This window comes from Streptomyces filipinensis (assembly GCF_014649495.1).
GTDB lineage: Bacteria > Actinomycetota > Actinomycetes > Streptomycetales > Streptomycetaceae > Streptomyces > Streptomyces filipinensis.
Genome location: NZ_BMTD01000009.1, coordinates 181,245 through 193,309 on the forward strand (window position 1 = coordinate 181,245; position 12,065 = coordinate 193,309).

The 12,065-nt window shown below is 68.3% G+C and carries 13 protein-coding genes; 6 read left to right on the top strand and 7 right to left on the bottom strand.

The annotated features are described in order from the left end of the window. Positions 1-18: 18 nt before the first annotated feature. Positions 19-1,227 (bottom strand): MFS transporter, encoded by a 1,209-nt coding sequence (locus IE244_RS21340; protein ID WP_191875148.1) that lies wholly within the window; start codon positions 1,225-1,227, stop codon positions 19-21. 143 nt (positions 1,228-1,370) lie between these two features. On the opposite strand from IE244_RS21340, the gene IE244_RS21345 reads away from it, so the two are divergent. Next, on the top strand, positions 1,371-1,829 hold the full coding sequence (locus tag IE244_RS21345) for a MarR family winged helix-turn-helix transcriptional regulator (RefSeq protein WP_191875149.1): 459 nt from the start codon (positions 1,371-1,373) through the stop codon (positions 1,827-1,829). A gap of 10 nt (positions 1,830-1,839) precedes the next feature. Beyond that, the gene (locus IE244_RS21350) at positions 1,840-2,292 is read left to right on the top strand and encodes a GNAT family N-acetyltransferase (RefSeq protein ID WP_191875150.1); all 453 of its coding nucleotides are present in this window, start codon (positions 1,840-1,842) and stop codon (positions 2,290-2,292) included. 61 nt (positions 2,293-2,353) lie between these two features. Here the strand turns inward: IE244_RS21350 and IE244_RS21355 are convergent, their stop codons facing one another. Together IE244_RS21355 and dnaB are read right to left on the bottom strand one after the other, a co-directional pair. Further along, positions 2,354-3,739, bottom strand: coding sequence for a serine hydrolase domain-containing protein (locus IE244_RS21355; RefSeq protein WP_191875151.1), 1,386 nt, complete (start codon positions 3,737-3,739; stop codon positions 2,354-2,356). 121 nt (positions 3,740-3,860) lie between these two features. Continuing rightward, a complete protein-coding gene (dnaB, locus tag IE244_RS21360) occupies positions 3,861-5,339 on the bottom strand; it encodes a replicative DNA helicase (protein WP_031164385.1) in 1,479 nt (492 codons plus the stop codon). Between the two features lie 481 nt (positions 5,340-5,820). On the opposite strand from dnaB, the gene IE244_RS21365 reads away from it, so the two are divergent. Continuing rightward, positions 5,821-7,158 (top strand): MATE family efflux transporter, encoded by a 1,338-nt coding sequence (locus tag IE244_RS21365; RefSeq protein ID WP_191875152.1) that lies wholly within the window; start codon positions 5,821-5,823, stop codon positions 7,156-7,158. Positions 7,159-7,348: 190 nt separating this feature from the next. On the opposite strand, the gene rplI is transcribed toward IE244_RS21365, so the two are convergent. The 4 genes from rplI to rpsF form a co-directional block, all read right to left on the bottom strand. Next, on the bottom strand, positions 7,349-7,795 hold the full coding sequence (gene rplI, locus IE244_RS21370) for a 50S ribosomal protein L9 (RefSeq protein WP_031164383.1): 447 nt from the start codon (positions 7,793-7,795) through the stop codon (positions 7,349-7,351). A gap of 18 nt (positions 7,796-7,813) precedes the next feature. Beyond that, entirely contained in the window at positions 7,814-8,050 is a 237-nt protein-coding gene (gene rpsR, locus IE244_RS21375; RefSeq protein WP_003949403.1) for a 30S ribosomal protein S18, read from the bottom strand. Positions 8,051-8,107: 57 nt separating this feature from the next. Continuing rightward, the gene (locus IE244_RS21380) at positions 8,108-8,686 is read right to left on the bottom strand and encodes a single-stranded DNA-binding protein (protein ID WP_191875153.1); all 579 of its coding nucleotides are present in this window, start codon (positions 8,684-8,686) and stop codon (positions 8,108-8,110) included. Positions 8,687-8,763: 77 nt separating this feature from the next. After that, the gene (gene rpsF, locus IE244_RS21385; protein ID WP_014673750.1) at positions 8,764-9,054 is read right to left on the bottom strand and encodes a 30S ribosomal protein S6; all 291 of its coding nucleotides are present in this window, start codon (positions 9,052-9,054) and stop codon (positions 8,764-8,766) included. Positions 9,055-9,326: 272 nt separating this feature from the next. Here rpsF and IE244_RS21390 point away from each other — a divergent pair, with 272 nt between their 5' ends. From IE244_RS21390 to IE244_RS21400, 3 genes are all read left to right on the top strand, one after another. Continuing rightward, entirely contained in the window at positions 9,327-9,644 is a 318-nt protein-coding gene (locus IE244_RS21390; protein WP_191875154.1) for a hypothetical protein, read from the top strand. 179 nt (positions 9,645-9,823) lie between these two features. Further along, a complete protein-coding gene (gene femX / locus IE244_RS21395; RefSeq protein WP_031164375.1) occupies positions 9,824-10,945 on the top strand; it encodes a peptidoglycan bridge formation glycyltransferase FemX in 1,122 nt (373 codons plus the stop codon). An 83-nt stretch (positions 10,946-11,028) separates the two neighbouring features. Then, positions 11,029-12,060 (top strand): alanine racemase, encoded by a 1,032-nt coding sequence (locus IE244_RS21400; protein WP_191875155.1) that lies wholly within the window; start codon positions 11,029-11,031, stop codon positions 12,058-12,060. Positions 12,061-12,065: the final 5 nt, after the last annotated feature.

Below are 12,065 nucleotides of genomic sequence, written 5' to 3' on the forward strand. Positions count from 1 at the left end.
CCCTGTGGTTCCAGGGGCTCAGTGGTGGACCGGCGTCTGCTGCGCAGCGGGCGTGCCGGAGGCGACCACGGTGCTGCGGGCGCCGTGGCGCCGTTCCAGCGCCGCCGAGAGGACGGCGAGGACCAGGGCGCCCGCCGCGAGGGCGGCACCGACCCAGTTGGGGGACGTGTAGCCGAAGCCGGCCGCGATCACGATGCCACCGAGCCAGGCGGACAACGCGTTGCCCAGGTTGAAGGCACCGATGTTCACGGCCGACGCGAGCGTCGGGGCACCGTGCGCCTGGTCGAGTACGCGCTTCTGCAGCGGCGGTACGGTCGCGAAACCCAGGGCGCCGATCAGGAAGATCGTCACGGCCGCGGCGATCTTGTTGTGGGCGGTGACCGTGAAAAGGGCCAGGACGAGGGCCAGCGCGCCGAGGGAGACGTACAGCATCGGCATCAGGGCGCGGTCGGCGAACCTGCCGCCGATGAGGTTGCCGCCGACCATGCCGAGACCGAACAGAACCAGCAGCCAGGTGACCGAGCCCTCGGCGAAGCCGGCGGTGTGGGTCATCATCGGCGCGATGTAGGTGACGGCCGCGAAGACGCCGCCGAAGCCGAGGACGGTCATCGCCATGGCGAGCAGGACCTGGGCGTTCTTGAAGGCGGCGAGCTCGTGTCGCAGGTGCACCCCCTCGGACCGTGGCATCTCGGGCACCAGCTTGGCCACGCCGGCAAGACCGATGACGCCGAGGGCGGCGACGAGGCCGAAGGTGACGCGCCAGCCGACGTGCTGACCGATGAGCGTGCCCAGCGGGACGCCGACGACATTCGCGACGGTCAGACCGGTGAACATCATGGCGATGGCGCCTGCCTTCTTGTGGGGCGCCACCAGCTCGGCCGCGACGACCGAGCCGATACCGAAGAAGGCACCGTGCGCGAGCGAGGCGACCACACGTCCGATCAGCATGACGGCGAAGGCGGGGGCCACCGCGGAAAGCAGATTCCCGGCGATGAAGAGGCCCATCAGCAGCATCAGCATGCGCTTGCGCGGGACCTTGGTGCCGAGCACGGTCATCACCGGGGCTCCGATGACCACGCCGAGCGCGTAGCCCGTCACCAGCAGGCCCGCGGTGGGGATGGAGACTCCGAAGTCGCCCGCGACCTGCGGCAGCAAGCCCATGATCACGAACTCGGTCGTTCCGATTCCGAAGGCCCCGATCGCGAGGGCCAGAAGCGCGAGAGGCATGGAGGGGTACACCTTCCCAGGAGATTGCAGGAGCGCTTTACGTGCGTCCACAATAGTTGCAGACGCGGACTACTTGCAAGCGCGCACTATTGCATACTTGCTCTACCCTTGAGGCAGCCGCTCCGGGACGGAGGAAAACGCCAATGACAGCGACGGACCCCGCGCTCACCGCCCTCGCACAGGGCTGGTGCGCCCTCTCTGCGCTGCACGGAAGGATCGAGGCGCACATCGAGCGCGCCCTGCAGGCGAAACACGACCTGAGCGTGCGCGAGTACTCCCTGCTCGATGTGCTGAGCCGCCAGCACGACGGCGAGGGCGGCCATCTGCAGATGAAGCAGGTCGCCGACGCGGTCGTCCTCAGCCAGAGCGCCACCACGCGCCTGGTGACCCGGCTGGAGGACCGTGGCCTGCTGGAGCGCTACCTCTGTCCCACCGACCGGCGCGGCATCTACACCAACGTCACCGAAGCGGGCCTGCGCCTGCTGGAGGAGGCGCGGCCGACCAACGACGCCGCCCTGCGTGAAGCCCTGGACGAGGCCTCCAGGAACGCCGAACTGGCCCCGCTCGTACGGGTCGTGGAGTCTCTGAACGTACCGGCATAGGGTGCGCGCCATGGGAGATCTTGAAATACGGCGTGCGACGGCCGAGGACCTTCCGGCGATCGTCTCGATGCTCGCCGACGATCCACTGGGCGCCCAGCGCGAGTCCCCCGATGACCTATCCGTCTACCGGGCCGCACTGGAACGCCTGGACGCCGATCCGAACCAGCATCTCGTCGTCGCCGTCCGCGAAGACCGTGTGATCGGAACCCTTCAGCTCACGGTCATCCCGGGGCTCTCGCACCAGGGGGCGACCCGCGCGCTCATCGAGGCCGTACGCATCCACGCCGATGAACGGGGCAGCGGGCTCGGCAGCCTGCTGATCGAGTGGGCGATCGACACTTCTCGGCAGCTCGACTGCCGGATGGTGCAGCTGACGTCCGACAAGTCGCGCACCGACGCCCACCGCTTCTACGAACGGCTCGGCTTCAGCGCCACGCACGAGGGCTTCAAGCTGCGGCTCTGACGATCACCGGCCACAAGGGCGGGGCGTGTTTCACGTGAAACACGCCCCCATCACTCAGGGCCTAGAGGACGCCGCGCCAACCCTCCGGGTCCACTCCGCCGGGGACCGGCGCCTCGGGGTCGTACGGCTGCCGCGTGAACACGAACGAGCCGAGGTCGAGGTGACTCACGGCCCCGTCCGGCCGTCGTACCGGCCACAGCGTTTCTCCGGCGAAGTAGCCTTCCAGGCCCGTCCAGGTGCCGTCACCGTTCGAGCGGAAGCGAGCACGTCGACCGATGCCGGTCAGGGGGCCGAGCGCGAGAAGGCCGTCGGCGGTCACTCGCAGGCCGAAGGCATGGGTCCCCCAGTACCACTGCCCCGCCAGCTCCAGTACCGCCGGGTCGGCCTCGCGCAGCGGCCGCCAGGGTTCAGGGATCCGCGGCTCCGCTTCGGCGACGATCCTCACGAGGTCGGCGCTCACCGCTCCGAGCAGGGGTCCACTCGTACAGTTGGCGAGCACCACGGCCGCCACATCGTCCTCCACGCTGATGACGAGGTTCGCCAGGAAGCCCGGCAGCGAACCGGAGTGCCCGACCAGAAGCCGGCCGTCACGGCGCTGGATCTGCAGACCGAGGCCGTAGGTAGCCCCGTCCAGCACGTCCGCAGCCTCGGCGGGCGCCGCCGGCGTACGCATCTCCCGCACCGACTCCGCACCCAGTACCCGGTCGTCCCCCACGGCCAGGAACGCGGCGAACCGCGCCAGATCCCCGGTGGTCGACCACAGCTGACCGGCCGGCGCCATCCTGCCCAGGTCCTCCAGCGGCTCGGGAAGCATCGCGTCCGCCCACGGATGCACGGCCCATCCGCCGGCGTGCGGGGCCTCAGGCTGCGTGCTCGTGCGGTGCAGACCGAGCGGCTGGAGGATCTCGCTGCGCAGCACTTCCTCCCAGGACGCCCCGCGCAGCTGCTCCACCAGCGCGCCGAGCACCGTATAGCCGGGGTTGGAGTAGTGGTGCCGTCGGCCGACAGGGTGCAGGAAGGGCTGTTCCCCGAGCACGTCCCTCAGCTCCGGGCGCAGGGTGCCAGGGGTCCGCTCCCACCAGGGCCCGGGGGACTCGGCCGCCAGACCCGCGGTGTGCGCGAGCAGCTCGGCGATCGTGGCCTCGCCCGCGCCCGTACCCGGCAGATGCTTCTCCAGGGGATCTCCGAGGTCGAGCAGGCCCTCGTCGCGCAGCCGCATCACCAGGACCGCTGTGAAGGTCTTCGTGATGGACCCGATCCGGTACTGCACGTTCTCGTCCGGACCGTGGCCGTCGACCGAGGTCCGTGCCCCGTGCCACACGGTCCGACCGCCCCGCACGACGGCCGCGACCAGCGACGGCGACCGCCCTTCGGCCTGTGCGACCGCGATCCGGTGCAGCAGGGCCCGGCGAGTCGTAGGGAGCAGATCTTCCTGAGGTGTCGTCATGGGCCCAGTCCACCGGGTCGCGCAGCGGCCGTCGAGTTCATTTCACGGAACGGCGTCCGAGGGAAGGCAACACGCTCGGACAGGCTGTTCGGCCGAGCGCCCCGATCACCTGGTTGAGCGATCAGGTCTGGGCCATGTCCACGAAGCGGGAGTAGTGGCCCTGGAAGGCGACCGTGATGGTGGCGGTGGGGCCGTTTCGGTGCTTGGCCACGATCAGGTCGGCCTCGCCCGCGCGCGGGGACTCCTTCTCGTACGCGTCCTCGCGGTGCAACAGGATGACCATGTCGGCGTCCTGCTCGATGGAGCCCGACTCACGCAGGTCGGAGACCATCGGCTTCTTGTCGGTGCGCTGCTCCGGGCCACGGTTGAGCTGGGAGAGCGCGATGACCGGGATCTCCAGCTCCTTGGCCAGCAGCTTGAGGTTACGGGACATGTCCGAGACCTCCTGCTGGCGGCTCTCGGCGCGCTTGGAGCCGCCGGACTGCATCAGCTGGAGATAGTCGATGACGACCAGCTTCAGGTCGTTGCGCTGCTTCAGGCGGCGGCACTTGGCGCGGATCTCCATCATCGACAGGTTGGGAGAGTCGTCGATGTAGAGCGGCGCGGCCGAGACGTCCGGCATACGGCGGGCGAGCCTGGTCCAGTCCTCGTCGGTCATCGTGCCGGACCGCATGTGGTGCAGGGCGACCCGCGCCTCGGCGGACAGCAGACGCATCGCGATCTCGTTGCGGCCCATTTCGAGCGAGAAGATGACGCTCGGCAGGTTGTTCTTGATCGACGCGGCCCGCGCGAAGTCCAGCGCGAGCGTCGACTTACCCATGGCGGGGCGGGCCGCGATGACGATCATCTGACCCGGGTGCAGACCGTTCGTCAGCGAATCGAAGTCGGTGAAGCCGGTCGGCACACCGGTCATCTCGCCGCTGCGCGAGCCGATCGCCTCGATCTCGTCGAGGGCGCCTTCCATGATGTCGCCGAGCGGCAGATAGTCCTCGCTGGTGCGCTGCTCGGTGACGGCGTAGATCTCGGCCTGGGCGCTGTTGACGATCTCGTCGACGTCGCCGTCGGCCGCGTATCCCATCTGCGTGATGCGCGTACCGGCTTCGACCAGGCGGCGCAGCACGGCCCGCTCGTGGACGATCTCCGCGTAGTACTCGGCGTTGGCCGCCGTCGGCACGGTCTGGACGAGAGTGTGCAGATACGCCGCTCCGCCGACCTTGTTGATCTCGCCGCGCTTGGTGAGTTCAGCCGCGATGGTGATGGGGTCGGCCGGCTCGCCCTTGGCGTAGACGTCCAGGATCGCCTGGTAGATCGTCTCGTGCGCGGGCTTGTAGAAGTCGTGGCCCTTGAGGATCTCGACGACGTCGGCGATGGCGTCCTTCGACAGCAGCATGCCGCCCAGCACCGACTGTTCGGCGTCCAGGTCCTGCGGCGGCACACGCTCGAAGGAGGAGCCCCCGCCGTCCCAGGAGGCGTTCTCCCGACCTCGGTCGTGCTGTTCCTCACGACCCCGGCCGCTGTCACCGCGTCGGCGGGAGGCGGGCAGACGATCACTGGGTCCGGCGTCGGCCCACGGATCGTCCAAGGGCTCGGAAATGCTCACCGAGCCACCTCCTCCCGTCCGCAGGGCGGACCTCGCCGTGACCTCTGTTGTACGGCACGGCACTGACAAATGAGACGCCCAACTCCGGTTCCGGCGCGTCGGGTTTGTGACGATTCCAGGGCCGGAGGAAGGACGCTTCCCAGGCCTGGGGAAGGAGCGGGCGCCGGACCACGGTAGGCCTGTCGGCACCGTCAGCCAATCTGGTTATCCACAGGCCATGTGGACGACGGCCCGGATGCTGTGGAGAACTCACCGAAACCTGTGCACGACACGGTGGACAGCCCTGTGAACAAGCCCTCCATCCCGCCCCCCACGCCGAGCTGACCTGCACCTTTGCCGTCCACCGGCTGTGCAGAAGAAAAACTTTCCCAGTCGGACCAAGATCGCGTCGAACGGTGCGCGAAAGGACACGCCCACAGAACGTAAGTAAGGGTCACTCATCAGTTGCATCGCTTACCTGTGGACGATTAGATTAGTGTGCATGACACAGGCCCCCGCGCTCCCCGAGGCCACACCCCGGCGGCATGACAGAGAGATCGTCGCGCTGGCCGTCCCGGCCTTCGGCGCGCTCGTCGCCGAGCCCCTCTTCGTCATGGCGGACAGTGCGATCGTCGGCCATCTCGGGACCACCCAGCTCGCCGGTCTCGGCGTAGCCTCGGCCCTCCTCATCACCGCGGTGAGCGTTTTCGTCTTCCTCGCTTACTCGACCACCGCCGCCGTGGCCCGGCGCGTCGGCGCCGGCGATCTACCGGCGGCCATCCGCCAGGGCATGGACGGCATCTGGCTGGCACTGCTGCTCGGGATCGCCGTCATCGCCGTCGTCCTTCCGCTGGCACCCGGCATCGTGGACCTCTTCGGCGCCTCCACGACGGCGGCTCCCTACGCCACGACCTATCTGCGTATCTCCTCGCTGGGCATCCCGGCCATGCTCATCGTCCTCGCCGCCACCGGAGTGCTCCGCGGACTGCAGGACACCAGGACTCCGCTCTATGTAGCTGTCGCAGGCTTCGTCGCCAACGGCGCACTCAATGCAGGGCTCGTCTACGGCGCCGGACTCGGCATCGCCGGTTCTGCCTGGGGCACGGTCATAGCTCAGTGCGGCATGGCAGCCGTGTATCTGACCGTGGTCGTCCGCGGGGCCCGTCGGCACGGGGCCTCCCTGCGTCCCGATGCCGACGGCATCAAGGCCTCGGCCCAGGCAGGCGTTCCCCTCCTGGTCCGTACGCTGTCACTGCGGGCGATCCTGATGATCGCGACGGCGGTCGCAGCACATCTGGGCGACGCCGACATCGCCGCCCATCAGATCATCCTGTCCCTGTGGAGTCTGCTGGCCTTCGCTCTGGACGCGATAGCGATCGCGGGACAGGCCATCATCGGCCGCTACCTCGGCGCGAACGATGCCCAAGGAGCACGTGAGGCCTGCCGTCGCATGGTCCAGTGGGGCATCGCGACCGGAGTGGTTCTCGGCCTGCTCGTGGTGGCCGCCCGGCCGCTCTTCCTGCCCCTGTTCACCAGCGACTCCGTCGTCAAGGACGTGGCGCTGCCCGCGCTGCTGATGGTCGCGCTCTCGCAACCCGTCTGCGGGATGGTCTTCGTGCTGGACGGAGTGCTGATGGGCGCGGGCGACGGTCCCTATCTGGCATGGGCCATGGTCGTCACCCTCGCGGTGTTCGCTCCGGTCGCTCTGCTCGTCCCCACATTCGGCGGGGGTCTCACCGCGCTGTGGGCTGCGATGACCCTCATGATGACCATCCGCATGCTGACCCTGTGGCTGCGCACCCGTTCGGGTCGCTGGATCGTCACGGGCGCAACCCGGTGACGGACGCCAACCCCGTGGCGGGGCGCAACCCGGTGACCGTTTCACGTGGAACAGGCCAGCTGTCATGTTTCACGTGAAACACACGCTCTTCTCCGCGCCGCGCCTTGGCCCGCCCACCGGGTCGACGTAAAAGAGGCCGCACCTTCACAGGTGCGGCCCCTTTCAGAGCTGCTCAAGCAGAACGCGGCAGTCAGCCCGCGACAACCTCGATGTTGACCTTGGCGGCAACCTCGGGGTGCAGACGCACGGACGTCTCGTGGCCGCCCAGGGTCTTGATCGGGGCGGACAGCTCGATGCGGCGCTTGTCGACCTCGGGACCGCCGGAAGCCTTGATCGCGGACGCGATGTCGGCCGGGGTGACGGAACCGAAGAGACGGCCGGAGTCGCCGGAGCGGACGGCCAGACGGACCTTCACGCCCTCAAGCTGGGCCTTGACCTGGTTGGCCTGCTCGATGGTCTGGATCTCGTGGATCTTGCGAGCACGACGGATCTGCTCGACGTCCTTCTCGCCACCCTTGGTCCAGCGGATAGCGAACTTCCGCGGGATGAGGTAGTTGCGAGCGTAACCGTCCTTGACGTCGACGACATCGCCGGCGGCACCGAGGCCAGTGACCTCGTGGGTGAGGATGATCTTCATGTGTCGGTCACCCTTCCCTTAGCGCGCGGTGGACGTGTAGGGCAGCAGCGCCATCTCACGGCTGTTCTTCACGGCCGTGGCGACGTCACGCTGGTGCTGCGTGCAGTTGCCGGTCACGCGGCGGGCACGGATCTTGCCGCGGTCGGAAATGAACTTCCGCAGCATGTTCGTGTCCTTGTAGTCCACGTACGTGACCTTGTCCTTGCAGAAAGCGCAGACCTTCTTCTTCGGCTTGCGCACAGGCGGCTTCGCCATGGTGTTTCTCCTGTGTGATCAAGAAGTTGGGGTACGACCCACCCTTGGTCCGGGGACCTAGAAGGGGGGCTCGTCCGAGTAGCCGCCACCGCCGCCGGAGCCTCCGCCCCAGCCGCCGCCGCCCTGCTGGCCACCGGCAGGAGCGCCGGTCGCCCACGGGTCGTCGGCCGGGGCGCCGCCGCCCTGCTGGCCGCCGCCGGAGCCTCCGCCCCAGCCGCCGCCCTGCTGGCCGCCACCGCCGCCGTAACCACCCTGGCCACCGCGAGCGCCACCGGCGGTCTTGGTGACCTTGGCCGTGGCGTTGCGCAGGCTGGGGCCGACTTCCTCGACGTCCAGCTCGTAGACCGTGCGCTTGACGCCCTCACGGTCCTCGTAGGACCGCTGCTTCAGCCGGCCCTGCACGATGACGCGCATGCCTCGCTGGAGCGACTCGGCGACGTTCTCCGCCGCCTGACGCCAGACCGAGCAGGTCAGGAACAGGCTCTCGCCGTCCTTCCACTCGTTCGTCTGACGGTCGAAGGTGCGGGGGGTGGACGCGACGCGGAACTTCGCGACCGCCGCACCGGACGGGGTGAAGCGCAGCTCGGGGTCGTCGACAAGATTGCCGATGACCGTGATGACGGTCTCGCCTGCCATGGGGAACCTCTCGGCGGGTTTGCTGCTCTGGCTGCTTGCTGGCTACTCGAATCCCGAGATCAGCTGAGCGGGAGAGCTCAGTGGGTCTCGGGGCGGAGGACCTTGGTCCGGAGGACCGACTCGTTCAGGTTCATCTGGCGGTCGAGCTCCTTGACGACCGCAGGCTCGGCCTGCAGGTCGATGACCGAGTAGATGCCCTCGGGCTTCTTCTTGATCTCGTAGGCGAGACGACGACGGCCCCAGGTGTCGACCTTCTCAACCTTGCCGCCACCGTCACGGACGACGGACAGGAAGTTCTCGATCAGCGGGGAGACAGCACGCTCCTCGAGATCGGGGTCGAGGATGACCATCACCTCGTAGTGACGCATGTGGAACCCACCTCCTTTGGACTCAGCGGCCACGGTCGTTCCGTGGCAGGAGGGTTGTGATGCGTACGCAACGGTATCGGCCACCACTGACAATCGGGGTCCTGAGACGGATCCCGCAGTGTTACCTGGGCAGGCGTGGGCAGACACCAATGCAGACGGTACAGACTACCCGCACACCCGCTTCCGGTTGAAATCCGGGCGTGAAGCCCCTCACCCTGTACACGTCGGGTGTGTACGGCGCTACTATGCGCCGCCTTCCGCAGGAGGTGCCCATGGCACAGACATTGCATCCCAACGTCGCCGGATCCCTCTTCGCCACGGACGGCAAGGCCCGTCCGCTGCAGGACACGCTGATGGCGGTGACCTTCGTCCTCGGCGTGCTGTCCTTCATCACGTCCTTCTTCCACGGCCTCCACCTGCTCAGCTCGTGGGCGGGTCTGGTGGGTCTTGCCGTCGGCATCTACGGACAGTGGATCTCGGTGACGACTCGGGAGCGCTTCGTTCTGATCCTGGGTCTCGGCGCTGCGGGAGTCGGTTTCCTGATCAGCATGGCGAACGGCGGACTGTTCGGCGGACTCATCGGCAGCTGACCGCCGGACGGCATCGTCCACGCCGTCTTTTCGAACACCGCGGACCGTCCTGGTCGCCCGTCCGGCCGGGTTAAGGCCCGTACGCCCAGTCGGGGCGCTCGCACGGCGCAGTAGGCTTCGGCGCGAGAGCCGGAGCCCCTGAACCCATGGGGACACACCAGCCCGAGGAGCGCCCCGACATGAGCCTGACCCTGAGGACCATCAGCCGCGAGCAACATCTGGCGTACATCCAGAGCCTGCCGTCGGCGAGCCACATGCAGGTCCCGGCCTGGGCCGACGTCAAGGCGGAGTGGCGCTCCGAGAACCTGGGCTGGTTCGACGAACGCACCGGCGAGATGGTCGGCGCGGGCCTGGTCCTCTACCGCCAGCTGCCCAAGATCAAGCGCTACCTCGCGTACCTCCCCGAGGGCCCGGTCATCAACTGGTTCGCGCCGAATCTCGACGACTGGATCCAGCCGATGCTGGCGCACCTGAAGCAGCAGGGCGCCTTCTCGGTGAAGATGGGCCCGCCGGTGATCATCCGGCGCTGGAACGCCGAGACCATCAAGAAGGGCATCCAGGACCAGGACGTGAAGCGGCTGCGCGACATGGAGGCCGACTTCATCGAGCCGCGTGCCTTCGAGGTCGCCGACAAGCTGCGCCGCATGGGCTGGCAGCAGGGTGAGGACGGCGGCGCCGGCTTCGGCGACGTGCAGCCTCGCTATGTCTTCCAGGTGCCGCTGGCCAACCGCTCCCTGGAAGAGGTCCACAAGAACTTCAACCAGCTGTGGCGCCGCAACATCAAGAAGGCCGAGAAGGCCGGCGTCGAGGTCGTCCAGGGCGGTTACCAGGACCTGGCCGAGTGGCAGCGGCTGTACGAGATCACCGCGGTGCGCGACCACTTCCGGCCCCGCCCGCTGTCGTACTTCCAGCGCATGTGGACGGCCCTCAACACCGAGGACCCGAACCGGATGCGGCTGTACTTCGCCCGCCACAACGGCGTGAACCTGTCCGCGGCGACGATGCTGATCGTGGGCGGGCACGTCTGGTACTCCTACGGCGCCTCCGACAACATCGGCCGTGAGGTCCGGCCCTCGAACGCGATGCAGTGGCGGATGCTGCGCGACGCCTACGCGCTCGGCGGCACCGTCTACGACCTGCGCGGCATCTCCGACTCGCTGGACGAGACGGACCACCTCTTCGGTCTGATCCAGTTCAAGGTCGGCACCGGCGGGCAGGCTGCCGAGTACCTCGGCGAGTGGGACTTCCCGCTGAACAAGCTGCTCCACAAGGCACTCGACATCTACATGTCGCGCCGCTGAGCCGCGGACGTTTGATTCCATAGGCTTCACAGCGTTCACACCTCTGATACACCGCAGCCACGAGAAAGGGCCAGGGTCCGGCCATGGCGCTCACGCTCTACGTCGACACCGCGCGCTGGCGGGCGCACCACAAGCACGTGCACGAGCAGTTCCCGGGGCTTGTCCCGGTCTGCAAGGGCAACGGCTACGGCTTCGGGCACGAACGGCTGGCCGAGGAGGCCACGCGGCTGGGCGCGGACCTGCTCGCGGTCGGCACGACGTACGAGGCCGCGCGCATCAAGGACTTCTTCGGCGGTGATCTGCTGGTGCTGACGCCGTACCGGCGCGGCGAGGAGCCCGTGCCGCTGCCCGACCGGGTGGTGCGCTCGGTGTCGTCGGTCGACGGCGTCTACGGCCTCGTCGGCGCGCGGGTCGTCATCGAGGTGATGTCCTCGATGAAGCGCCACGGCATCAGCGAGCAGGACCTGCCGCAGCTGCACCAGGCGATCGAGAACGTCCGGCTGGAGGGCTTCGCCATCCATCTGCCGCTGGACCGCACCGACGGTTCGGACGCCGTCGAGGAGGTCATCGGCTGGATGGACCGGCTGCGCGCGGCCCGGCTGCCGCTGCACACGATGTTCGTCAGCCACCTCAAGGCCGATGAACTCGCCCGTCTCCAGCAGCAGTTCCCGCAGACCCGGTTCCGCGCCCGCATCGGCACGCGGCTGTGGCTGGGGGACCACGAGGCGACCGAGTACCACGGCGCCGTCCTGGACGTCACGCGTGTGGCCAAGGGCGACCGGTTCGGCTACCGGCAGCAGAAGGCGGCCTCCGACGGCTACCTGGTGGTCGTGGCGGGCGGTACGTCGCACGGGGTGGGCCTGGAGGCACCGAAGGCCCTGCACGGCGTCATGCCGCGCGCCAAGGGCGTCGCCCGGGCCGGCCTCGCCACGGTGAACCGGAACCTTTCTCCGTTCGTCTGGGGCGGCAAGCAGCGCTGGTTCGCCGAGCCGCCGCACATGCAGGTGTCGATCCTGTTCGTCCCCGCGGACGCCCCGGAACCGCAGGTCGGCGACGAGCTGGTGGCCCACCTTCGGCACACCACCACGCAGTTCGACCGGCTCGTGGACCGCTGAGCCAG